A 24,337-nucleotide genomic window follows, 5' to 3' on the forward strand; every position below is an offset into this window, starting at 1 on the left:
GTTGCGTAAAGGGGTTAAGGCGGTTTGGCTCGCCGCACTCGCGGGAACGGCGTTCGTGCCGGGGACGGCATGGGCGCAGATCGCGGATCCCAAGCCCGGGCAGGGTGCGCCTGCCGACGCGCCCAGAGCGCCTCCGAACGCGACAGACGGCGAGATAAAGCCGATCGTGCCCGATGCCGAATTCGATGCGGGCATTCCCAAGCTGAGCGATGATATCAATGCGCCGCTCGAGCCGATCGAAGCGTTCAAACCCGCGCCCACACAAGGCCAGCAGGCGGCGGAGGTGCGCGCGGAGGTCGAGGACAGCTTCGCCGACGCTCCGGCCGAGGATCCTGAATTCGCCCAGCCGCTTCCCGCCCTGGCCGATTTCAAGGTCGAGCCACCAGCCGAGATCAAGACGGTCGACAGCAAGGCTGTGACGATCCGCTACAAGACTGTTCTGGAAGGGCTTGAAGAGATCGGTCTTGAAGACCGGTTCAAATCGCTCTCTGCGCTGGAGCAGGGTGGCGGGAAGGCAGCCAATTCGGCGATGGTCGCCGCGCGAGCCCGGGAGGATGAGAAACTCGCCGTGCGGCTGATGCAGTCGCTCGGCTATTATGACGGCACCGCAGTCTCATCCGTCGAGCAGGTCCCGAGAAATTCCGGCAATGTGCAGGCGAGTGTGATCGCCAGCCCCGGCGCGCTTTACCGGCTCGGCACCGTCACGGTGATCGCGGACCCGACCGTGCCGCCGGGGCTGATCGAGCGCGAGCTGAACCTCAATCCGGGCGACCCGATCGAGGCGGACCGGGTGCAGGGAGCCGAGGCGAATGTGAGCCTGAGGCTGCCGCAGCAGGGCTATCCGTTCGCCAAGGTGGGGGAACGCGACATCCTGCTCGATGAGGAACTGCACACCGGGGATTACACGCTACCGGTGAATATCGGGCCACGGGCGGTGTTTGGCGATGTGGTTACGCAAGGGCGACGGCAGGCCCTGAGCGCGGAGCACATCAATATGCTGCGCCGCTACAAATCAGGCGCCATTTATGACGTGCGCGCGACCGATGATCTACGCGACGCGCTGATCGCGACCAGCCTGTTCTCGACCGTTTCTGTCGAGCCGGTAAGGACCGGTGAGCCCGGACCCGACGGCACGGAGGTGGTCAACATTCTGGTCCGCCAGGCGGCCGGGCCTGCGCGCACCCTGGCGGGCGAAGCGGGCTATTCGACGGGGCAGGGCATCCGGCTGGAAGGAAGCTGGACCCACCGCAATCTCTTCCCGCCCGAAGGTGCCGTGATTCTGAGCGGCGTCGTGGGTACGCAGGAACAGCGCGCATCTGCCGCATTCCGCCGATCCAATGCCGGGCAACGCGATCGCACGTTCCAGACGAGCCTGTCACTCAACCACCAGAATTATGATGCATACGAGTCCTATACGGGCACGCTTGCCATCCGCTGGTCGCGCGATTCAACGCCGATCTGGCAGAAGCGCTGGACCTATTTCTATGGCGCAGAGATCGTCGGATCGAACGAGGACCGCTTCAATTATAGCCGCGCCAAGCGGGATCGTGGCACCTGGCTGATCGCAGCGCTGCCCGGATTTGTCGGCTATGACCGATCCGACAATCTGCTCAATCCCACGCGGGGATACCGGATCAAGTTCAACGGCAGCCCGGAAACGTCCGTGCGCGGCGCGGCGCGGCCCTATGCGCGGCTGATGCTGGAGGGAACCTATTACCAGCCGTTGTCGAGCAGCATCGTGCTCGCCGGGCGGGCGCGGGTTGGATCGATCATGGGCATCGCGCGAGACGATCTTCCCCCCTCGCGGCGTTATTACGCCGGGGGCGGCGGATCGGTGCGCGGCTTCGGCTATCAGGAGCTTGGACCGCGAAGTCCCGATGGCCGGCCGGTGGGCGGCAGAAGTTTCAACGAGTTCGCGATCGAGGCGCGCTATCGCTTTGGTGACCTCGGGATCGTGCCGTTTATCGATGCGGGACAGGTCTATGAGGGGATTTATCCGACGGGCCGCAATATGCGCTTCGGTGCGGGCATAGGCGGGCGACTCTATACCAATTTCGGTCCGATCCGCGTGGATGTGGCTACGCCGATCAAGCGGCAGCGGGGCGAATCCAAAATTTCGCTCTACATCTCGATCGGCCAGGCATTCTGATGGTGGAGGATGCACCGGAAACGGCGGTAGTCGTGCGAAAGCCGCTGGGGCGGCGGATCGCATTATGGGCCGCAGCCGGGCTGGGGGCGCTGGTGCTGTTGCTCGTGGCGGCGGTCTTGCTGCTCAACACTCAGCCCGGCCGTGACTTCGTAGTAAAGCAGGTCAATAATTTCACGCTCGCCTCCGGCCTCAATTTCCGGGTGCAGCGCATCGAAGGGTCGCTGTACGGCGCGATGGTGCTGCGCGGGGTAGAAGTGCGCGACACGCAGGGCGTTTTCGCGACGGCGCAGGAATTGCGCGTCGATTGGCGACCGTTCAGCTATCTGCGCAATCACCTGGATGTGCGCAGCCTGGCCAGCCCTGAGATCAAGCTCGCGCGGCTTCCGGCGCTCACCGCTTCGGGCGATCCCAACGCGCCGTTGCTTCCCGATATCGATATCGACATCGGCAAGATCGATGTGGCGCGGATCGACATTGCGCCTGCCGTTGCCGGCCGGCGACATCTCGCGCGGCTTTCCGGCAGCGCGCATATCGCAGGCGGGCTTGCGCAGATCGTGGCGGATGCAGGGACAATCGCGACACCGGGCATGGCGGGCGGAGACACGCTGACGCTGCGGCTGGAAGCGGTGCCGGACAAGAACCGGTTCGATCTGGGTCTGAAACTCGACGGCCCGGCCAACGGACTGATCGCTGGGTTGGCGGGCTTCGACGCTCCGCTGGCCGTGAATGTCGACGGGAAGGGCGATTGGGCGAGCTGGCAGGGCAAAGCGGTGGGAACGCTGGGCGGCCAGTCGCTGGCCGACCTGACGATCACCGCGAAGGAAGGACGCTTCCAGGTGCGTGGGCCGACCAATCCGGGGCTATATATGAAGGGGCCGGTAGAGCGGCTGGCTTCGCCCCGGCTCGACCTGGACCTTGATGCCAAATGGGCGAACCGCGCGGCGGACGGCGTGCTCAAGCTGCGCTCTTCGGCGCTGGCTGTCGAAGCCAAGGGCATCGTCGATCTGGGACAGAACCGGTTCGGCAATCTGAACGTCGACGCACTGCTGCTGACGCCCGGCGCGATCGCGCCCAATCTGCGCGGTCGATCAGTGCGGGTCGGCCTCGCGCTCAATGGCCCCTTCAATGCACCGGTAGTGGACTACAAGATTTCCGCCGCCTCGCTTGCATTTGGCGAGACCGGCGTGGAGCAGCTTTACGCCGAGGGTCGGGCACGTGTGGATGCAAATCGCATCCTGGTGCCGGTAAAGGCCAGGGCAGCCCGGGTGACGGGCCTGAACGCCGCTGCGGGCGGGCTAGTGACCAATTTGACCGTCAATGGCGACCTGGCGATTTCGGGGAGCCAGATCCTTTCCGACAATCTCAAGCTGCGCTCGGACCGGATCGATGCGACCGCGATCCTTGCCGCAGACATGAGCACCGGGCGCTATACCGGCGCGCTGAAAGGCCGGGTCAACGACTATCAGATTGACGGCGTTGGCGTGGTCAATCTGCGTACCGACGCGCAATTGTTCGCCGCGCCGGGCGGCGGCTGGGGAATTCGCGGGCAGATTGCGGGCGAGACGCGGCGGATATTCAACGACGGCGCGCGCGAGTTCCTGGGCGGCAATGCCGTGGCGTCGGCGCGCCTGTCGCTCGATCCCCGCGGCATCGTGACCATCACGGACGTGCGGATGAAGGCACCCGAATTGCGCATCACGCGCGGATCGGGGCGATATGATCCGGCGGGACCGATCCTGCTCGACATGGATGCGGTGTCCAACAGCTATGGCCCGCTGACGGCGCGGGTGACGGGTACGCTGGACGCGCCCGAGATATTGCTGAAGGCATCGCGGCCCGGGCTGGGCATCGGGCTGGCGGACCTGACGGCGAAGGTGCGCGGCGAGGGCGATGCCTATGCCGTGACCGCGACGGGCGGCACCGATTACGGACCGTTCAGCGCCGACGTGCTGGTGCAAACCGGCACGCAGATGGCGATCGACGTCCGGAAGGGGCGATTTGCCGGGATGGATGTGAGCGGTAAGCTGATTCAGACAGCGGCCGGCCCATTCGATGGAACGCTGAGGTTCGAGGGGTCGGGCGTGAACGGTACCGCGATCCTGTCGGCGCAGGGCAAGCTGCAACGCGCCGATCTGGATGCCAGGGCGCTGAACGCGGCGATCCCGGGGGAAGCGGGGCTGACCATCGGCCGGGCGCTCATCACGGCCAGCATCGTGCTGGCCGACACGCCCGAAATCACCGCCGACGCCCAGGTCGCGAACCTGCGCTATGGCACGGCCGTTACGGTCAAGGCCGGGCGGGTAAAAGTCGACTATCGCGGCGGCAGCGGCTCCGCCCAGATGTTTGCCAATGGCTCGTCGGGCGTGCCCTTCCAGATTGGTGCCAATGCGCGGCTTTCTCCGGAGCAATGGCTGGTGGCGCTGCAAGGGCGAGCGAGCGGCGTGAACTTCAAGACGGTCGATCCGGCGCGTATCGCGATCCGGGGGGATACCTACACCCTGCTCCCCGCCAAGCTGGATTTCGACAAGGGCAGCGTGCGGCTGGCGGGCAGCTATGGCGACGGGCTGGTCCTGCGCGCCCGGCTGGACAGCCTGGATCTGGCGCTGCTCAACCTTCTCATGCCGGGAATCGGCATCGATGGCGCGGCGACCGGCAGCCTCGATTTCGCGCAGGCGACGCCGAGCGCCTTCCCAAGCGCGGATGCGCGGCTGGAGCTCAAGAACTTCACCCGCACAGGGCTGGCCAGCGTCTCCACGCCGGTCGATATCAGCGTGGTCGGCAAGCTGCTGCCCGATGGCGGAGACCTGCGTGCGCTGATCAAGCGCGGCGGCGCTACGATCGGGCGCGTTGTCGCGACGCTGAGCCCGCTGGGGCCCGAGGCGGGGCCGTGGACCACGCGGATGCTGGCCGCTCCGCTCGCCGGTGGGATCCGCTACAATGGACCCGCCGCCGTGCCCTTCTCGCTGGCGGGCCTTTCGGACCAGCATCTGGACGGACCCATCGGCATCGCCGCAGACTTTTCCGGGCGGGTGCGCGAGCCGATGCTCAACGGCGTGGTCCGCGCCAATGCGCTCACTTACGAGAATGAGACATATGGCACGCGGTTGACCAACATGAAGATCGACGGCCGCTTCTCGAACGACGAGTTCATTCTCGATACGCTGACCGCAACGGCCGGCGAGGGGAGCGTGAGCGCCAGCGGCAAGGTGGGGCTGTCGCAAGCGGCGGACTATCCGATCTCGCTGAGCGCCGAGCTCAAGAATGCGCGGCTCGCCCGCAGCGATTCGCTGGGGGCGACTGCGACGGGCAACATCACACTGACCAAGGCCCCGGGCGTAGCCAAGATCGAGGGGCGCCTGACCATCCCCGAGGCGAAATATGAGATTATCCGCCAGGGCGCTGCCGAGGTGGCGGAGCTGACCGGCGTTCGCCGCAAGAGTGAGCAGAACCCCGACGGCACCCGTCCGCAGCCCAAGCCGGGCTTTGCCGGGATCTTCGATTTGTCGCTGAGAATCCGGGCCGACAACCAGCTCTTCGTATCCGGGATGGGGCTGGAATCGGAGTGGCGCGCGAACATCGTGATCGGGGGCACTTCTGCCGAGCCAGACGTGCGCGGGACGATGGAAATCGTGCGCGGCACCTATAGCTTTGCCAGCCGCCGCTTTGACATCAGCCGGGGCACGATCCGCTTTGCGGGTGGGAAATACTACAACCCGACGATCGATCTGGTGGCGGACACCACCGCCGAGGGCGTGACCGCGATCCTGAACGTGAGCGGCACCGCGCAGGCTCCGCGCATCATCTTCACCTCTACACCGAGCCTGCCGCAGGAAGAGGTGCTGTCGCGGCTGTTCTTCGGGACCAACGTGACCAACCTTTCCGCCACCGAGGCGATCCAGCTTGCCGCCGCGCTCAACTCGCTGCGCGGGACAGGCGGGGGGCTCAATCCGCTCGGCAAGCTAAAATCGGCGACGGGGATCGACCGGCTGCGGATCCTGGGCGCGGACGATGTGAGCGGGCGCGGCACCGCGCTGGCGGCGGGCAAGTACATCACCAACAACATCTATATCGAGATCATCACCGACGCGCGCGGCTTCACCGCGACCCAGCTGGAGATATCGCTCAGCCGTACGCTCTCGATCCTGTCGCAGACGGGCTCCTTTGGTGGTTCGAGCGCTTCCCTCCGCTATTCGAAGGACTATTGAGGGCTGGCGGCTTTACTTACCGCGATGTAAGTAAAGTGGAGGGAGGCCGTGATGACCGAGCATTTCGACGTGATCGTGGTGGGCGCCGGTATTTCCGGCGTGGGTGCGGCGTGGCACCTCCAGGACCGCTCGCCCGACCGCAGCTATCTCGTGCTTGAGGGACGCGAGCGGATGGGGGGAACCTGGGACCTGTTCCGCTATCCCGGCATCCGATCCGATAGCGACATGTACACGCTTGGCTTCTCGTTCAAGCCATGGACCGAGGCGAAGGCGATCGCGGATGGCCCCTCGATCCTGCGCTATCTGGAAGAGACGGTGCGTGAGTTCGGCATCGACAAGCATATCCGCTATTCGCACCGGCTGACCCGCGCCGAATGGTCGACCGCCGAGGCGCGCTGGACGATCACGGTGGACAAAGGCGGTGAGGAAGTGCGCTTCACCTGCGCGTTCCTGTTCATGTGTACCGGCTATTATAATTACGCGCAGGGGTTCGCGCCGGAATTCGCGGGCGCGGCCGATTTTGGGGGGCGGATCGTCCATCCGCAATTCTGGACGCCCGATATCGACTATGCGGGCAAGCGCGTGGTGGTGATCGGCAGCGGCGCGACGGCGGTGACTTTGGTGCCCGAAATGGCGAAGGCGGCGGCGCACGTGACGATGCTGCAGCGTTCGCCGACCTATATCGTCTCGCGGCCCGCCGAAGACCGCTTCGCAAACTGGCTGCGCAAGGTGCTGCCGGCCAAGGCGGCGTACGGCGTGGTGCGCTGGCGCAACGTGCTGCTCCAGCAATTCTTCTTCCGGATCGCGCGGAAGAAGCCGGAGAAGTTCAAGGAGCGGATCATCAACATGGTCCGCGAGGAGCTGCCCGATCACGATGTGGGCACCCATTTCACGCCGAGCTATAATCCGTGGGACCAAAGGCTGTGCCTGGTGCCCGATTCCGATCTGTTCGCGGCGCTGCGCAGCGGAAAGGCCGATGTGGAGACCGGCACGATCGAGCGTTTCACTCCGGCGGGGATCAAGCTGGCTTCGGGCAAGGAACTGGAAGCCGACATCATCGTCACCGCGACGGGGCTGGAGCTGCAACTGATGAGCGACGTGCCGTTCGCGGTGGATGGCAAGCCGATCATCTGGGCCGAGCACACCATGTACAAGGGCATGATGTTCTCCGACGTGCCGAATATGGCGATCTCGTTCGGATATACGAATGCAAGCTGGACGCTGAAATCGGACCTGACCGCAGCCTATGTGACCCGGCTACTCAACGCGATGGGCAAGCGTAGGCTGCGTCAGGTGACCCCGCGGGTGGCCGCACCGGTGGAGCCGATGCCGTTCCTCGATTTCACCTCTGGCTATGTCCAGCGCGCGATGGCGAAATTCCCGCGACAGGGGACGCGCAAGCCGTGGCGGCTCAACCAGAACTATACGCGCGACATCATGGCGCTGAAGTTTGGCGGGATCGACGAGGAGATGGAGTTCTCCAATCCCGAGCCGGGGGCTGTGCGGGCGGCGTGAGGGGTAGGTACCTCTGATCGCCATCCCCGCGAAAGCGGGGACCCAGAGTTTACTGGCGGTTCGCTGATTGGCTCTGGATCCCCGCTTTCGCGGGGATGACGGAAACGGGGGATCAGGCCGGGCCTGATTTTAGGAGGGCCGAGCGGAGGCATTCGCAGACCAGCTCGCCGCGCTGGTTGTGCATCTGATGGCGCCAGGTGACGATGCCCTGGCCGGGGCGCGACTTGCTGGGGCGCATGTCGAGCACTTCGGTCGAGGCGCGCAGCGTGTCGCCGATGAAGACCGGGTTGGGCATCACCAATTTGTCATAGCCGAGATTGGCGACGAGCGTGCCCGCAGTGGTGTCTCCCACGGTGATCCCGACCATCAGGCTGAAGGTGAAGGTGCCGTTGACGAGGATCTGGCCGAACTCGGACGCGCGGGCAGCTTCCGCGTCGATGTGAAGCGGCTGGGCATTGTGGGTCATGGTGCTGAACAGCAGATTGTCGGTCTCGGTGACCGTGCGGCGCAGGTCATGCTCGATGCGATCGCCGATCTGCCATTCGTCGTAGAATTTCCCGGGCATATTCTTGTCCTCATTACATCACCCTCACCCTTCCGGCGCTTCGCGCCTCCCTCCCTCTCCCGATGGGAGAGGGAAGGGGCCCGCCGCCGCAGGCGGTGGGAAGGGTGAGGGCGCTTAGGGTTCGCGCTTCTCGATCTTTACCAGCAGCGTGCCTTCGGTCACCTGGGTGTCGGCGGTGGCGTTCAGCTCCGCGACCACGCCGTCGAACGGGGCGGTCATGCCGTGTTCCATCTTCATCGCCTCCAGCGTGACGAGGCGCTGGCCCTTGGTCACCGTATCGCCCGCCGCGACATCGACGGCGGTGACGCGGCCGGGCATGGGGGCGAGGATCGCGCCGTCGCCGGCGGACGCGCCGGCCTTGCCATCGAAGCGGGCGAAACCGATCGAGAAGGTCTGGCCGTTTTCGGTGACGCGGACGCGACCGTCATGGACTTCCATGAACCAGCGCTCGCCATCCTCGGTGAAGTCGACGGGCGCACGGGTGCCATCGACATCGAGCACGGCGGTGCGGCGGACGGATGCGTTGAGGCGGAAGCCGGGCAGGTCGGGGCGGCGCTCCGGCGCTTCCTCCATCAGCCGCCATGCGGCACCGCGCAGCGTCTCCTCGGTGGGGATGCGCGGGGGCATCAGCGCGTCGCCGCGCCGATCGATCAGCCCGGTATCCATTTTCCCCGCGATGAAGTCCGGATCGGCGAGCAGCTTGACCAGGAAGGCGCCGTTGGTCTTTACCGGCCAGACCACGCTGCGCAGCAATGCGTCGCTAAGCCGTTCGATCACGGCGTCGCGCTCCGAACCATAGGCGATGAGCTTGGCAATCATCGGATCGTAAAAGGGCGAGACTTCGCCGCCTTCCTCGACGCCGGTATCGCAGCGGATCATCGAATCGTTGAGATCGAAGGCGGTGAGCGGGCCGATCGAGGGGAGGAAGCCGGCGGCGGGATCCTCGGCATAGAGGCGGGCCTCCATCGCCCAACCCTGAATGCTCAGTTCGTCCTGCGTGCAAGGAAGCGGCTCGCCCGACGCTACGCGGAGCTGCCATTCGACGAGATCCTGGCCGGTAATCTCTTCGGTGACCGGATGCTCGACCTGCAGCCGGGTGTTCATTTCCATGAACCAGATGCGATCTGCGCGCAGGCCTTCGCTGGCGTCCGCGATGAACTCGATCGTACCAGCGCCGACATAATCGACTGCCTTTGCTGCGCGAACCGCCGCAGCACAGATCGCCTCCCGGGTCGCTTCGTCCATGCCGGGGGCGGGGGCTTCCTCGATCACCTTCTGGTGGCGGCGCTGGAGTGAGCAGTCCCGCTCGAACAGGTGGACGACATTGCCGTGGGTGTCGCCGAAGACCTGCACTTCGATGTGGCGCGGGGAGAGGATGTATTTCTCCAGCAGCACGCGATCGTCGCCGAACGAGCTGGCGGCTTCGCGCTGGCAGGATTGCAGCATCTCGCCGAATTGCTGCGCAGCATCGACGCGGCGCATGCCCTTGCCGCCGCCGCCGGCCACCGCCTTGATCAGCACGGGATAGCCGATGGCATCGGCTTCGGCCTGGAGCCGTGCGGGCGACTGGTCTTCCCCCAGATAGCCGGGAGTGACGGGCACGCCCGCGGCGATCATCCGGGCTTTTGCTGCATCCTTGAGACCCATCGCGCGGATGCTCTCCGGCTTGGGGCCGACCCAGATCAGCCCGGCGTCCAGCACCGCCTGCGCGAAGTCGGCATTCTCCGAGAGGAAGCCGTAGCCGGGGTGGATTGCTGCCGCGCCGGTGGCTTTTGCTGCGGCGATGATGCGATCGCCGACAAGGTAAGATTCGCGCGCCGGAGAGGGGCCAATATGCACGGCCTCATCGGCCAGCCGGACGTGGAGCGCTTCTGCGTCGGCATCGGAGAAGACGGCGACCGTACGGACGCCCATCTCGCGCGCGGTGCGGATGATGCGACAGGCGATCTCGCCGCGATTGGCGATGAGCAGGGACTGGATCATGGATGGCGTTCCGGAAAGCCGTGGCGGGTGTGGAGCGCGGCAAGCAGCGCTTCGATCTCATTGGCGAACCCGCCTTCTGCGAAGACGAGGCAGGGCAGGTTCTGGTTCTCCTCACCCAGCAGCGCGACAATCTCGGCGCGGGGGCGGGGATAGGGCAGGCGGATCACCTCTAGATTGGCCGCGCGATCCGGGAAGGCCGCGAGCAGCCCCTCCACGGTGATGCAGTCCTTGCAATAGAAGGCGCGGCCCGGAAGCGCGGCGTCCGGGAATTCGGAGGCAAGCAGATAGAGGCGATCGCGCATGCTCACTGACCGGGGCAGCCGGTGTAGCGCATCGTGTAGGTGGTGTTCAGCACCTTCCACGTGCCGTTTTCGCGGACCAGATCGAAGTGATTGATCCCGCAATTGGTGACCTTGCCCGCGACCGAGACGGTATAGGGCGCCCAGACCATGGCGATATCGCCATCAACCTCGATCGCGGGGGTGGTGATCTTCTCGACGAAGACGTCCTCGGGCCGGATCGTCCTGGAATATTCGGCCCAGCTGAGATGGCGGACCTGCGAGGCCTGTCCGGCAGCGAGCGGGCCGACGCCGGTGGTGCGGCCATGTGGATAGACCACGCGCAGCATCGCCTCTGCATCGCCGACCGCGAAGGATGCGAGCAGCGCGTTGATCGGCGCAAGCACGGCGGCCGCATCGTCATCCTCATAGGGGAGGGGATTGGCGGGGGGCAGCTTCTGTGTGGTCGTGGCCTGCGCCACTGCGGGGAGCGGGGCGAAGAGAGCGAGCGGGAGGAGGAGGCGGCGCATCGGGGTTCCTTTCAATCGTGCGCGGTCATTGCGCGGTGCAGCCCGTGGTGCGCGACGAGAAGGTGACGTTCATGATCTTCCAACTGCCGCCTTCGCGGATCAGATCGAAATGATCGATGCCGCAATTGGCGATCTTGCCGGCGACATGCACGTCATAGGGTGCCCAGACCATCGCGATATCGCCGTCCACCTCGATCGCGGGGTTCCAGATGCGCTCCTTGAAGGCGCGTTCGGGGCGGACGCCCTCAGCGAACTGGGTAAAGCTGAACTGGCGTACCTTGCCATCGCCCACCGCCGTGACGCGGCCATCGGGATAGACCTGGGCGAGCAGGGCGGCTTTGTCGCCGGTTTCGAGCGCCGCGAAGATCGCGTTGATCGGGGCGAGCACTGCGGCGGCCTCCGCATCCTCATAGGGGAGCGGATTGGCGGGCGGGAGCCTCTGCGTCGTTGTGGTTTGCGCGAGCGCGGGGAGCGGGGCGAGCAGGGCGAGGGGGAGGAGGAGATGTCGCATGGGTGGCCTTTCATTCCTCCCCGGAACGGGGAGGGGGACCGTCCGGAGGACGGTGGAGGGGCTGGTGAGGCAAAGCGAAAGCCACTATTCCGGCAAGTGCGTTTGCCAGATCGTTCAGGATCGTGCGGGCCGGGATACGCAGTATATGTACATGGCGAGAGGCGAGCCATGCATCCCGGCGGCGATCATGATCCAGCTGGTCGGGCGAGGCATGCACCTCGCCGTCGACTTCGACTGCCAGGCGGACGGAGGCGCAATAGAAGTCGAGGATGTAAGGCCCGGCGGGGTGCTGGCGGCGGAACTTCAATCCCGTCTTGCCGCCTCGAAGTTCGCCCCAGAGCAGAACTTCGGGGAGCGTCATGTCCCGGCGGAGGTGGCGTGCGCGGGTGACGGTCTGCATTGGCCCGGTGAGGGTGCGACCAGCCCCTCCACCACCCGGCTTTGCCGGGCGGTCCCCCTCCCCGTTCCGGGGAGGATTAAGAGGCGCTTCGCCTCCCATCACATCCGGAACACGCCGAACGCCGGGCGTTCGGGGATGGGTGCGTTGAGGGTGGCGGCAAGCGCCAGGCCGAGAACATCTCGGGTCTGGGCGGGGTCGATGATGCCGTCGTCCCAGAGGCGGGCGGTGGCGTGCCAGGGATTGCCTTCGTCCTCGTATTTCTGGCGGATCGGGGCCTTGAAGGCTTCGGCTTCTTGCGCGCTCCATTTGTCGGCATCGCGGTGGACGGTGGCGAGGACGGAGGCGGCCTGTTCGCCGCCCATCACCGAGATGCGCGAGTTGGGCCAGCTGAACAGGAAGCGCGGGCTGTAGGCGCGGCCGCACATGCCATAATTGCCGGCGCCGAAGCTGCCGCCCACTAGCACGGTGATCTTGGGCACGGTGGCGGTGGCGACGGCGGTGACGAGCTTGGCGCCGTGCTTGGCGATGCCCTCTGCCTCATATTTGCCGCCGACCATGAAGCCCGAGATGTTCTGGAGGAACAGCAGGGGCACACGGCGCTGGCAGGCGAGCTCGATGAAATGCGCGCCTTTCTGGGCGCTTTCGCTGAACAGGATGCCGTTATTGGCGATGATGCCGACGGGCATGCCCCAGATGTGTGCGAAGCCGCACACGAGGCTGGTGCCGTAAAGCGCCTTGAACTCGTGAAACTCGCTGCCGTCCACCAGGCGCGCGATGACTTCGTGGACGTCATAGGGGGCGCGGACGTCCTGGGGGATGATGCCGTACAACTCCTCGGCGGCATATTTGGGGGCGCGGGGATCGAGCAGCTTTACGTCGGGCGTGGCGTCGGCGGGGAGGTGGCTGACGATGTCGCGGACGATCTGGAGCGCGTGCTCGTCATTCTCGGCGAGGTGATCGACGACGCCCGAGCGGCGGGCGTGGAGATCGCCGCCGCCCAGATCCTCGGCGCTGATCTCCTCACCGGTCGCGGCTTTGACGAGCGGCGGGCCGGCGAGGAAAATCGTGCCCTGTTCGCGGACGATCACGGTCTCGTCGGACATGGCGGGGACATAGGCGCCGCCCGCGGTGCAGCTACCCATGACGCAGGCGATCTGGGGGATGCCCTTGGCGGACATGTTCGCCTGATTGAAGAAGATGCGGCCGAAATGATCGCGATCGGGGAAGACTTCGGCCTGATGGGGCAAGTTCGCGCCCCCGCTGTCGACCAAATAGATGCAGGGCAGGCGATTGGCCTCGGCGATCTCCTGCGCGCGGAGATGCTTCTTGACCGTCATCGGGTAGTAAGTGCCGCCCTTCACCGTCGCATCGTTGCAGACGATCATCACCATGCGGCCCGAGACGCGGCCGATGCCGGCGATCAGCCCCGCGCCGGGGACTTCGCCGTCATACATATCGCAGGCGGCGAGCTGGCCGATTTCGAGGAAGGGGCTGCCGGGATCGAGCAGGCGCTCGACGCGATCGCGCGGGAGGAGCTTGCCGCGCGCTTCGTGGCGCTCGCGCGAGGCCTGCGAACCGCCCAGCGCTGCCTGTGCCACATCGGCGCGGAGGCGATCGGCCAGCGCGCGATTGTGCGCAGCATTGGCGCGGAAGACCTCGCTATCGGCGGAGACCTTGGTGTCGAGCACCGGGGCGCTCATAATAGGGCATCCTTCCTGACCTAGTTTTGCCTTGCCTACACGTGCAGATACACAATTGGAAGGTGCTGGCGCAGGCCAATTTCTGGGTGTAGCAGGGTGCTATCACAGCAAATCGGAGTTCCCGGTGAAGACGCATTCCATTCTGCTCGCGGCCCTGCTCGCGACCACTGCCTGCACACCCTCCGCGCCGGGTGGCGCAGGGACCACTGCCGCCGCCGGAACGGGGATCGGCGTCGATCTCGACGGGCTGAACAAGAGCGTGAAGCCGGGCGACGATTTCGATGAATATGCCAATGGCGGGTGGCGCTCGAAGACCGAGATTCCGGCGGACCGGTCGAGCGTCGGCGCGTTCCTGGAGATCTTCAACAAGGCAGAGGCGAACAATGCCGCGATCATCGACGCGGCGGTGAAGGCCAATGCGGCGGCCGGCACCGACACGCGCCGCATCGCCGACTGGTACACCGCCTTTGCCGACACGGCGGGGATCGAAGCGCGAGGGCTGACGCCGCTGGCCGAAGAGATGAGCCGCTACGCCGCGATTGCCGATGCGAAGGCGCTTTCGACCGTGCTTGGCGGGAATATCCGGGTGGATGTCGACCCGCTCAACGCCACCAACTACAATACCGAAAACCTGTTCGGCCTGTTCGTCAGCCAGTCGTTCGACAAGCCGGACACAAACGTTCCCTATGTGCTACAGGGCGGGCTGGGCCTGCCGGACCGAGATTATTACCTCTCGGGCGACGCGCAGATGGCCGGGCTGCGTACCAAGTATCAGGCCTATATCACCCAGATCTTCACGCTCGCGAAGCAGAGCGATCCGGGGGCGCGGGCGAAGCGCGTGTTCGACCTGGAGACCAAGATCGCGCAGGCGCACACCGACAATGTCACCACCCAGGACTCGCACAAGGCGAACAATCCCTGGACCAAGGCCGATTTCGCCAAAAAGGCGCCGGGCATCGATTGGGATGCGTTCTGGAGCGCGGCGGGGCTGGGCAACCAGCGGGACTTCATTGTCTGGCATCCCGCGACCACGGTGAAGCTGGCGCAGCTCGTGGCCAAGGAACCGATCGAGGCGTGGAAGGACTGGCTGGCGTTTCACAGCATCAACCAGGTGACCGCGGTGTTGCCCGCGGCATTCGATCAGGCACGGTTCGATTTCTTCTCGAAGGAACTGAGCGGTCAGCAAAAGGCACGTCCGCGCGACAAGCGGGCGATCGCCAACGTCAATGCCTGGCTGGGCGACGCAGTGGGCAAGCTTTACGTGAAGGACTATTTCCCGGCGACGTCCAAGACCGATGTGCAGAACATGGTGGCAGGCATCAGGGCGGCGTTCGACAAGCGCGTAGCGGCGCTCAGCTGGATGTCTGACGGGACGAAGGCCGAAGCGCGCAAGAAGATCGAGACGATGCAGGTTGGCGTCGGCTATCCCGAGAAATGGCGCGATTATTCGTCACTGGAAGTGAAGGCCGACGATCCCGTGGGCAATCTGCGCCGCGCCGAACAGGCCGAGACCCGCCACCAGCTCGCCAAACTGGGCAAGGTGCCGGACAAGGGCGAATGGTGGATGACGCCGCAGACGGTGAACGCAGTGAACCTGCCCCTGCAGAACGCGCTCAACTTCCCGGCGGCGATCCTGCAGGCGCCCTTCTATGACCCGTCTGCGGACGCTGCGTCCAATTACGGCTCGATCGGCGCGGTGATCGGGCATGAGATCAGCCACAGCTTCGACGATCTCGGTTCGACCTTCGACAGCGCGGGGCGGCTGCGCAACTGGTGGACCGCCGAGGATCTGGCGCACTTCAAGAAGCAGGGCGCGGCGCTGATCGCGCAATATGACGCCTATGAAGCGTTGCCGGGGCTGCATCTGAACGGCAAGCTGGAGCTGAGCGAGAATATCGCCGACGTGGCGGGGCTCGCCGCCGCCTATGACGCGTATCACGCTTCGTTGAATGGCAAGGAAGCGCCGGTGATCGGCGGGCTGACCGGCGACCAGCGCTTCTTCCTCGCCTTTGCCCAGGCATGGCGAGAGAAGGCGCGCGAACAGCAGCTCCGCGCGCGCGTGGCGACGGACGGCCATGCCCCGGCGCGCTGGCGGGCAATGACGGTACGCAACCTGGATGCCTGGTATCCGGCGTTCGGGGTGCAAGCGGGTGAGAAACTGTACCTTGCGCCCGAGAAGCGCGTGAAGATCTGGTGATCCTGTTTCCCCTCTCCCGATGGGAGAGGGGAGGAGCCGCAACGCGGCGTAGGGGTGAGGGCGATCGGGCTGTTCACCCTCACCCTTCCGCGCCTTCGGCGCTCCCTCCCTCTCCCGACGGGGGAGGGAATTCCTAGCCGCCGATCAGTTCGCGACCGATGAGCATGCGGCGGATTTCGTTGGTTCCCGCGCCGATATCGAGCAGCTTGGCGTCGCGGGCGAAGCGCTCGACGGGCCAATCCTTGGTATAGCCGGCGCCGCCCAGCGCCTGGATTGCTTCGAGCGAGACGCGGACGGCGTTTTCGGAGGCGAGCAGGATCGCGCCAGCGGCGTCGAACCGGGTGGTGTTGCCCGCGTCGCAATTCTTGGCGACGGTATAGACATAGGCACGGGCAGAATTGAGCGCGACGTACATGTCCGCCACCTTGGCCTGCATCAACTGGAAGGTGCCGATCGGCTTTCCGAACTGCTTGCGCTCGCGGATATAGGGCAGGACCACGTCGAGACAGGCCTGCATGATGCCGAGCTGGATGCCGGCCAGCACGGTGCGCTCATAATCCAGCCCCGACATCAGCACGCCGACGCCGCCATTGAGCGGGCCCATGACATTCTCTTCGGGCACTTCGCAATCATTGAAGACCAGCTCCGCCGTGGGCGAGCCGCGCATGCCCATCTTGTCGATCTTCTGGCCGATCGAGAAGCCGGGCATGTCCTTCTCGATCAGGAAGGTGGTGATCCCGCGCGAGCCTTCGCCGGTCTTGGCATAGACGACGAGCGTGTCGGCATAGGCCGCGTTGGTGATCCAGAATTTCGTGCCGTTCAGGATGAAGCGGTCGCCCTTATGCTCGGCGCGCAGCTTCATGCTGACAACATCGGAGCCGGCACCGGCTTCGGACATGGCCAGGCTGCCGACATGCTCGCCCGAGACGAGCTTGGGCAAATACTTCGCCTTTTGCTCCGGCGACGCCCAGCGGCGGATCTGATTGACGCACAGGTTGGAGTGCGCGCCGTAGCTGAGACCGATCGATGCCGAGGCACGGCTGACTTCCTCGCAGGCGATGACATGCTCGAGATAGCCGAGGCCGAGGCCGCCAAACTCCTCTTCCACGGTGATCCCGTGCAGGCCCAGCTCGCCCATGGCGGGCCAGAGATCGCGCGGGAACCAGTCCTCGGCGTCGATCTTCGCGGCGAGCGGCTCGATCCGCTCCTTGGCGAAGCGGGCAGTGGTGTCGCGGATCATCTCCGCGGTTTCGCCGATGCCGAAATCCAGAGTGCCGTCCATCATAGTTCCTCTCAAGCGGTGACGATCATGCCGTCGATCACCGCGACTGGCCAAGGGGTTAGTTTCGCGCCGACGCACGGGCCGCCGACACAGGCACCGTCGTCGATCCGATAGAGCGCACCGTGCCAGCTGCACTGGATGAGGGCGCCATCGGGGGTGAGATAGTCGTCGAGCGTCTGGGTGAGCGGCAGCGCCATATGCGCGCAGCGATCGACATAGCCGTGGACGGTTTCGCCCTTGCGCACGACGAAGCCGTGGAAGCGACCGGCGCGCATTTCGAGGACGAAGTTGCGGGCGGCGTTGTCCGGGATGAGCATGAAGGGGCCGAGGGTGACGCCGGGGGGCGTGGCGGTGAGGCGTTCCGACATCAAATTCCTCCCCCGGAGGGGGAGGGGGACCGCGAAGCGGTGGAGGGGTAGTTGCCACGAATACGGGACCATCGTTCGTGGAGAATACCTCTCCACCAGCTGCGCTGGTCCCCCTCTCCCTCCGGGAGAGGATTGCTGGGTTTCATGGGAGCTTTGCCTTCGGGAATCCGCTCCATGCCGCGTCGTAATCGGGCTGGGCGTGGTCGAGCGCGTAGGCGGTGGGGCGGTAGGGCCAGCAGGTCTCCACCATGAAGGCCATGGTGCCGTCGAGCTTGTGGGGCTTCAGATCCGCGTTGGACGCGGCTTCCCAGCTTGCGACGTCAGGGCCGTGGCCGGCCATCAAATTGTGCAAGCTGAGCCCGCCAGGGGCGAAGCCTTCTGCCTTGGCATCATAGGCACCGGTGATGAGTCCCATCGCTTCCGACATGATGTTGCGGTGGAACCAGGGCGGGCGGAACGTGTCTTCGGCGACCATCCAGCGCGGGGGGAAGATCACGAAATCGGCATTGGCGCGGCCCGGCACGTCGCTGGGCGAGGTCAGGACGGTGAAGATCGAGGGATCGGGATGATCGAAGCTGACCGTGTTGATCGCGTTGAAGCGGGCAAGATCATAGCGCCAGGGGCCAAGATTGCCGTGCCAGGCGACGACATCGAGCGGGCTGTGATCGAGCATGGTGGTCCACAGCGAGCCGAGATATTTCTGGACGAGCTCGAAGGGTTCGTCGCGATCTTCGAACCATGCGGCGGGGGTCTCGAAATCGCGGGGATTGGCGAGGCCGTTGGCGCCGATCGGGCCGAGATCGGGGAGGCGGAACAGACTGCCATGGTTTTCGGCGAGATAGCCGCGCGCTTCGCCATCGGGGAGGATCGCGCGGAATTTGACGCCGCGCGGGACCAGCGCGATCTGGCCCGGGGCGATCTCGATCCGGCCCATTTCGGTGAGCAGGGTCAGGCGGCCCTGCTGCGGGATGAAGAGCAGTTCGCCATCGGCGTTGACGAAGGCGCGGGCCTCCATGTTCGCATTGGCGGCATAGAGATGAACGGCGACGCCCTCCAGATCGGCGGGGTCGCGATTGGCGAGCATCGTCGTGATGCCGTCGATCAGATCGGTGCCGGGGGCGGGGGCCGCGATCGGATCCCAGCGCAGGCGATTGGGGGGCAGGGGTGCCTGCACCGTGCCGGGGGCGAACCGCCCTGCGCCTTCGTAGCGGGTGAACGGAGGATGCTCTGCGCTGGGCCGCAGGCGATAGAGCCAGGAACGGCGATTCTCGTGCCGCGGCGCGGTGAAGGCGGTGCCGGAGAGTTGCTCGGCATAGAGGCCGAAGGCGGGGCGCTGGGGGGAATTGCGGCCGATCGGGAGTGCGCCCGCAACTGCCTCGGTCGAGACGTGATTGCCGAAGCCGGGGAAATAATCGGTCATCTGGCGCTTCCTGCTCCCCATGTCTGTGCGGGGAAAGTTGGATGAGGAGGCGCGCTGTGAAGCTGCATCCCCCTCATCCCCCTACGGTTTGGGCCGGGTTTATTCCCGGCTCCCCTCTCCAACTCGTATTCCCAATCGTCATCCCGGCGGAAGCCGGGATCTCCCGTTGCGGAGCGCGCGGCTAGCCTCACGAGATCCCGGCTTTCGCCGGGATGACGGCTAGGCGTCGACCTTGATGACACCCCTACGGATTTGATCGAGCTCGATCGACTCAAAAAGTGCCTGGAAATTGCCGTTGCCGAAACCTTCATTGCCCTTGCGCTGAATGATCTCGAAAAAGATCGGGCCGAACATGTTTTCGGTGAAGATCTGGAGCAGGATGCCTTCGTCGCCGACATTGCCGTCGATCAGGATGCGGTTCTTGCGCAGGCGCTCAAGATCCTCGCCATGGCCGGGGACGCGCTTGTCCACCAGTTCATAATAGGTCTCGATCGTATCCTGCAGCTTCACGCCGCGCGCGCGCAGCCGCTCGACCGTGTCGTAGATATCGGCGGTGGTCAGCGCGAGGTGCTGGATGCCCTCGCCATGATATTCGCGGATGAATTCCTCGATCTGGCTCTTGTCGTCCTGGCTCTCGTTCAGCGGGATGCGGATCGCCTTGTCGGGGGCGATCATCGCCTGGCTGAACAGCCCGGTCGCCTGGCCCTTGATGTCGAAATACTTCTGCTCCTCGAAGCCGAACAGCTCCTTGTAGAAGGCGCTCCACACCCGCATCTGGCCGCGGCGGACATTGTGGGTGAGGTGGTCGAGCAGGTCGAGCCCGACATTGTTGGCGGCTTCGGCTTCGCGCCAGCCGGGGAATTGGGCCCAATCCTTGTAGAGATCGTCGCCGTCCTGGATGAAATACAGGTACGAGCCGCCAATGCCCATGATGACGGTGTCGTCTTCCTCGGTGCGCTCGGCACCGTGGGCGAGGGCCCATTCCATCGCCTTGGCAGGATCGGCGACGCGGAACGCCATCGCGCTGGCCGAGGGGCCATGCTCGCCGCGGAACTTGGCCACGCGGCCCGCATCGTCGCGGTTGAGCATCAGGTTGATGCGCCCCTGCTTGTAGCGGGTGATGTTCTTTTTCGGATGCCGGTGCGTGGGGACGAAGCCCATCTGCTCGAACTGCGCGGCCATCGCCTGCGGATCGGGCGATGTGAATTCGACGAACTCGAAGCCGTTTAGGCCGAGGGGATTTGCCGGATCGGTCATGGGTGCACGCTCCAAGATTGTGGAGGCCGGCTAGAGCTTTGGAGATGTAGTGTCAAATGATACCATATTCCGTCATCCCGGCTTTCGTCGGGATGACGGACTGTCAAAGCCCTTCGCCGCCCACCCAATGCGCGTTGGAGAGCCGGCGGGCGACGCTCCAGGTCTGGTTGCGGATGTCGGGCACCGCGACGATTTCCCAGAATGCGCCGCGGGTCATCGGGCCGAGTGCGTAGAGGTTGCCGTTGGGCGATCCGTCCGCGGCGATGGTCTGGCCCTGATTGTCGACATCGATGCCCAGATGCGCCGCGTCGGGGCGGATCACGCCGCGCGCGGCGAGCTTCTGGAGCAGGGGTTCCTCGGTGCGGGCGAGGTCGCCGAGCGGGCCGGTGCAGTTGACGATGCGCTGGGCGACCATGGTTTCGCTCGCGTCCGAACCGCGGCGGCGAAAGGCGACGTGGATGCCGTCTGCCTGCTCGTCGAAGCCCATGGTCTTGCCGGCGATCACCTCAAGCTGGCCGCGCTCGACAACTGCCATCAGGCGGGCATGGACTTCGGGCGCGAGCCGGTGGCGGTGGACGTCCCACCAGGGGCGCAGATGGCGCAGGAAGCGGCCGCGTTCTGCTTCGGTCGCGTTGCCCCACATCGCCTGGGTAAAGGGACGCAGCTCATCGACCGCGTTGCGCCAGCCGATTGCGGCGCTCCGGGCGCGGACGCTGCCTAATAGACGGGAGGCCGTGCTTCCCGGGCGCTCGCCAATCCTTTCCCACGCGCTGGCAGGCGCATGGCTGCGGGGCAGGAGGCCTCGGCGGGAGAGGGCGATGATCTTCCCCTTGAACCCGCGCGCATCGAGCAGAAGAACGACATCGACCATCGTGAGCCCGGTGCCGATGATGAGAACGGTATCCTTATCGCCGAGGCCTTCGGGCACGCTCCTATCCCAGGGATCGCCCTTGTAGCGCGTGGCGGAGAGCGTTTCCGGATCGAGGCCGGGGGGATCGTGCGGAGGGAGATTGCCCACCGCGAGCACGGCGGCGTCGGCATGGATCGACCTGTCGGTGAGTCTCACATGCACGCCGTCTGCGAATTCGAGATCCTCTACCTCACCGCGCACCAGATTGAGCCGTCCTGAAGGATCGCGGAGGGCCGCATCCAGCAATTCGCGCAGATATTCGCCATAGGTAACGCGCGGGATGAAAGCGGTGGCTGCGTCCGCCACGCCGCGGCTCTCGAGCCAGCGCACGAAATGCGACGGATCGTCCGGGAACGCGCTCATGTTTGCCGCGCGGACATTGAGCACATGGCTGGGATGCGCCGCGCCGTAAGCAAGCCCCAGCCCCGCGACCGGCGCGCGCTCGATCAGCGTGGCGCGGGGGCCATCGTGGCGGAGCAGGTTGATCGCCTGCAGCGTCCCCGAAAAGCCCGCGCCGATAATGGCGACGTGCTCGATCACCCTATCAGATCTCGTACTCGATCTGCCATTCCGGCTGCTGAAACGCCGGACGTTCCTGCGAGAAATTGGGCTGGCGCGCCTTCATCTGCCCGTAGAGCTTTTTGACCGTGTCGCTCGCGGTGCGGACGAACAAGGCCGGGAAAACCGCATGGACTACGCATGCTGCGCCGCCCAGGATCATCGAAAATCCGAATCGGGACGCGGTGGTGGCATGCTCGGCATAGCTTTCGCCGACGCTGCGCGGGTGGGAGAGGAAGAAGCGATCGATCATAGCCCGGCTTTAGGCCCCTAAAGCTCAGATTGAAAGCATTGGGGCTTTCTCGATCGGGGTGCCTGTGCTTGGTTAGCGCTAACAATGATAAGGGGGACCGAGAGGATGGCCGAAGAGGCGGAACTGCCGAAGCACCACCGTGCGACGCGCAACGAGAAGCTGGTGATAGCGGCGTCTTCGCTCGGCACCGTGTTCGAATGGTATGATTTTTACCTGTACGGCCTGCTCGTCGCGTACATCACGTCGCATTTCCTCTCGGGCGTGAACGAGACCACCGGCTTCATCTTCGCGCTGGCCGTGTTCGCGGCAGGCTTTGCGGTACGGCCGTTCGGCGCGCTCGTCTTCGGGCGGATCGGGGATCTGGTCGGTCGGAAGAACACTTTCCTCGTCACCATGGCGATCATGGGCCTTTCCACCTTCTGCGTCGGGCTGCTGCCGAGCTATGCCCAGATCGGCATCGCCGCGCCGATGATCCTGATCGGGCTGCGGCTGCTCCAGGGCCTCGCGCTGGGCGGCGAATATGGCGGCGCGGCGACCTATGTCGCGGAACATGCGCCGCAGGGGAAGCGCGGCCTTTATACAAGCTGGATCCAGACGACCGCGACGCTGGGCCTGTTCGCGGCGCTGCTGGTGGTGATCGCCACGCGCACGCTGATGGGCGAGGCGGCCTTTGCCGATTGGGGCTGGCGCGTGCCGTTCCTCATCTCGATCGTGCTGCTGGGGGTGTCGCTGTGGATCCGCATGCAGCTCAACGAAAGCCCGGTATTCCTCAAGATGAAGGAAGAGGGTTCGACGTCCAAGGCGCCGCTGACCGAAGCGTTCCTGCGCTGGGGCAATCTCAAGCTGGTGCTTATCGTGCTGTTCGGCGCCGTGGTCGGCCAGGCGGTGGTCTGGTACACGGGGCAATTCTATGCGCTTTTCTTCCTGGAGAAGACGCTCAAGGTCGATGGCGCGACGACCAACATCCTGATCGCGATCGCGCTGGCGCTGGGCACGCCTTTCTTCCTCGTATTCGGCTGGCTCTCTGACAAGATCGGGCGCAAGCCGATCATCATGAGTGGCTGCGCGCTCGCGGCGCTCAGCTATTTCTCGCTGTTCGGCATGCTGACCGAGGCCGCGAATCCCCGGCTCGCGCACGCGCTGCGCGACGCGCCGGTGGCGGTGATGGCCGATCCGGGCGAATGCTCGTTCCAGTTCGATCCGGTGGGCAAGAACAAGTTCGATTCGACGAGTTGCGACATCGCCAAGGCGCTGCTGGCCAAGCAGGGTATCGGCTATAAGAGCGTGGAAGCGGTGCCCGGCGGGACGGCGACGATCCATGTCGGCAACATGCTGCTGCCCGCGCCCAACCCGCGCGAGGGGCCGATCGATGCCAAGGCGATCGGCGATTATCAGGCGCGGGTGAAAGATGCCCTGTTGGCGGCTGGCTATCCGGCAAAGGCGGACCCGGCGGAGATCAACAAGCCGGCGGTGATCGCCATCCTGTTCGTGCTCGTGCTGCTGGTGACGATGGTCTACGGGCCGATCGCCGCGCTGCTGGTCGAGTTCTTCCCCAGCCGGATCCGCTACACGTCGATGTCGCTGCCCTATCATATCGGCAATGGCTGGTTCGGCGGCTTCCTGCCCGCCACGGCCTTTGCAATGGTCGCTGCCACCGGCGACATTTACTACGGGCTCTGGTATCCCGTCGTAGCGGCGGGTGTGACCCTAGTCATCGGCTTGTTCCTGCTGCCCGAGACAAGAAAACGACGAATCGAGGATTGATGAGCGCAGAATCCGCGCGCACCTGGCTTGCGGCGCACGCGCCCGAATTGCGGCTGATCGAAGGTACGGCGAGCACGGCGACTGTGGCGGATGCAGCCGCCGCGCTGGGCGTGGAACCCGCGCGGATCGCGAAGACGCTGGCGCTGCGGGTGGGCGACACGGTGCTGCTCGTCGTCGCGCGCGGCGATGCGCGACTCGATAACCAGAAGTGCAAGGCCGAGTTTGGCGGGCGGCCCAAGATGCTGGATGCCGAAACGGCGGAGGCGCTGACCGGGCATCCGGTGGGCGGCGTGTGCCCCTTTGGGCTCAAGACCGATCTGCCGGTCTATTGCGACGTATCGATCCGCGCGTTCGAGACGGTGTTTCCAGCTGGAGGATCGCGCACTGCATCTGTGGAAGTTGCGCCCGAGCGGCTGGCGGCGCTGGTTTCGCTGCGCTGGGTGGACGTGTGCAAATTGCCCGAATGAAGCGATTTTGCGTTTGGAGCGCTTG

General features: G+C 65.2%; 19 protein-coding genes. 6 read left to right on the plus strand and 13 right to left on the minus strand.

The window, feature by feature from the left end:
* The first annotated feature begins 1 nt into the window (after position 1).
* From SSO01S_RS02070 to SSO01S_RS02080, 3 genes are read left to right on the plus strand one after another with little or no spacing between them, the layout of a single operon-like run.
* Positions 2-2,149: an autotransporter assembly complex protein TamA gene (locus tag SSO01S_RS02070; protein ID WP_157073591.1), complete on the plus strand. Its 2,148-nt coding sequence runs from the start codon at positions 2-4 to the stop codon at positions 2,147-2,149.
* Complete coding sequence (locus SSO01S_RS02075; protein WP_066794448.1) at positions 2,149-6,354, plus strand: translocation/assembly module TamB domain-containing protein; 4,206 nt, start codon at positions 2,149-2,151, stop codon at positions 6,352-6,354. The genes SSO01S_RS02070 and SSO01S_RS02075 overlap by 1 nt, the downstream gene beginning before the upstream one ends.
* Before the next feature lie 51 nt (positions 6,355-6,405).
* Positions 6,406-7,869 carry a flavin-containing monooxygenase gene (locus SSO01S_RS02080; protein WP_169798300.1) on the plus strand — a complete coding sequence of 488 codons (1,464 nt, stop codon included), beginning with the start codon at positions 6,406-6,408 and terminating at the stop codon, positions 7,867-7,869.
* A 112-nt stretch (positions 7,870-7,981) separates the two neighbouring features.
* On the opposite strand, the gene SSO01S_RS02085 is transcribed toward SSO01S_RS02080, so the two are convergent.
* From SSO01S_RS02085 to SSO01S_RS02115, 7 genes are all read right to left on the minus strand, one after another.
* Positions 7,982-8,434 (minus strand): MaoC family dehydratase, encoded by a 453-nt coding sequence (locus SSO01S_RS02085; protein WP_066794452.1) that lies wholly within the window; start codon positions 8,432-8,434, stop codon positions 7,982-7,984.
* Between the two features lie 114 nt (positions 8,435-8,548).
* Positions 8,549-10,417, minus strand: coding sequence for an acetyl/propionyl/methylcrotonyl-CoA carboxylase subunit alpha (locus SSO01S_RS02090; protein ID WP_066794454.1), 1,869 nt, complete (start codon positions 10,415-10,417; stop codon positions 8,549-8,551).
* Positions 10,414-10,719 (minus strand): DUF3088 family protein, encoded by a 306-nt coding sequence (locus SSO01S_RS02095; protein ID WP_066794459.1) that lies wholly within the window; start codon positions 10,717-10,719, stop codon positions 10,414-10,416. The genes SSO01S_RS02090 and SSO01S_RS02095 overlap by 4 nt, the downstream gene beginning before the upstream one ends.
* A gap of 2 nt (positions 10,720-10,721) precedes the next feature.
* Positions 10,722-11,225: a nuclear transport factor 2 family protein gene (locus tag SSO01S_RS02100; protein WP_066794461.1), complete on the minus strand. Its 504-nt coding sequence runs from the start codon at positions 11,223-11,225 to the stop codon at positions 10,722-10,724.
* Positions 11,226-11,250: 25 nt separating this feature from the next.
* Positions 11,251-11,736, minus strand: coding sequence for a nuclear transport factor 2 family protein (locus tag SSO01S_RS02105; RefSeq protein WP_066794465.1), 486 nt, complete (start codon positions 11,734-11,736; stop codon positions 11,251-11,253).
* A gap of 10 nt (positions 11,737-11,746) precedes the next feature.
* Positions 11,747-12,136 carry an endonuclease domain-containing protein gene (locus SSO01S_RS02110; RefSeq protein WP_066794468.1) on the minus strand — a complete coding sequence of 130 codons (390 nt, stop codon included), beginning with the start codon at positions 12,134-12,136 and terminating at the stop codon, positions 11,747-11,749.
* Positions 12,137-12,234: 98 nt separating this feature from the next.
* Complete coding sequence (locus SSO01S_RS02115) at positions 12,235-13,836, minus strand: carboxyl transferase domain-containing protein (RefSeq protein ID WP_066794471.1); 1,602 nt, start codon at positions 13,834-13,836, stop codon at positions 12,235-12,237.
* A gap of 124 nt (positions 13,837-13,960) precedes the next feature.
* Here SSO01S_RS02115 and SSO01S_RS02120 point away from each other — a divergent pair, with 124 nt between their 5' ends.
* A complete protein-coding gene (locus SSO01S_RS02120; protein ID WP_083942788.1) occupies positions 13,961-16,033 on the plus strand; it encodes a M13 family metallopeptidase in 2,073 nt (690 codons plus the stop codon).
* Between the two features lie 133 nt (positions 16,034-16,166).
* On the opposite strand, the gene SSO01S_RS02125 is transcribed toward SSO01S_RS02120, so the two are convergent.
* The 6 genes from SSO01S_RS02125 to SSO01S_RS02150 form a co-directional block, all read right to left on the minus strand.
* Positions 16,167-17,315 (minus strand): isovaleryl-CoA dehydrogenase, encoded by a 1,149-nt coding sequence (locus SSO01S_RS02125; RefSeq protein ID WP_157073620.1) that lies wholly within the window; start codon positions 17,313-17,315, stop codon positions 16,167-16,169.
* 11 nt (positions 17,316-17,326) lie between these two features.
* Positions 17,327-17,683: a Rieske (2Fe-2S) protein gene (locus SSO01S_RS02130; RefSeq protein ID WP_066794476.1), complete on the minus strand. Its 357-nt coding sequence runs from the start codon at positions 17,681-17,683 to the stop codon at positions 17,327-17,329.
* Between the two features lie 142 nt (positions 17,684-17,825).
* Positions 17,826-19,103, minus strand: a complete 1,278-nt coding sequence (gene hmgA, locus SSO01S_RS02135) for a homogentisate 1,2-dioxygenase (protein WP_066794478.1) — start codon at positions 19,101-19,103, stop codon at positions 17,826-17,828.
* Positions 19,104-19,322: 219 nt separating this feature from the next.
* Complete coding sequence (gene hppD / locus SSO01S_RS02140) at positions 19,323-20,360, minus strand: 4-hydroxyphenylpyruvate dioxygenase (protein WP_066794480.1); 1,038 nt, start codon at positions 20,358-20,360, stop codon at positions 19,323-19,325.
* Between the two features lie 103 nt (positions 20,361-20,463).
* Positions 20,464-21,810 carry an FAD/NAD(P)-binding protein gene (locus tag SSO01S_RS02145; RefSeq protein ID WP_066794482.1) on the minus strand — a complete coding sequence of 449 codons (1,347 nt, stop codon included), beginning with the start codon at positions 21,808-21,810 and terminating at the stop codon, positions 20,464-20,466.
* Positions 21,811-21,814: 4 nt separating this feature from the next.
* Positions 21,815-22,081: a DUF6356 family protein gene (locus SSO01S_RS02150; protein WP_066794486.1), complete on the minus strand. Its 267-nt coding sequence runs from the start codon at positions 22,079-22,081 to the stop codon at positions 21,815-21,817.
* Between the two features lie 105 nt (positions 22,082-22,186).
* On the opposite strand from SSO01S_RS02150, the gene SSO01S_RS02155 reads away from it, so the two are divergent.
* Together SSO01S_RS02155 and SSO01S_RS02160 are read left to right on the plus strand one after the other, a co-directional pair.
* Positions 22,187-23,845, plus strand: a complete 1,659-nt coding sequence (locus SSO01S_RS02155) for an MFS transporter (RefSeq protein ID WP_066794489.1) — start codon at positions 22,187-22,189, stop codon at positions 23,843-23,845.
* The gene (locus tag SSO01S_RS02160) at positions 23,845-24,312 is read left to right on the plus strand and encodes a YbaK/EbsC family protein (RefSeq protein WP_066794491.1); all 468 of its coding nucleotides are present in this window, start codon (positions 23,845-23,847) and stop codon (positions 24,310-24,312) included. Before SSO01S_RS02155 ends, SSO01S_RS02160 begins: the two co-directional genes overlap by 1 nt.
* Positions 24,313-24,337: the final 25 nt, after the last annotated feature.

This window comes from Sphingomonas soli NBRC 100801, assembly GCF_001591025.1.
Classification (GTDB): domain Bacteria; phylum Pseudomonadota; class Alphaproteobacteria; order Sphingomonadales; family Sphingomonadaceae; genus Sphingomonas; species Sphingomonas soli.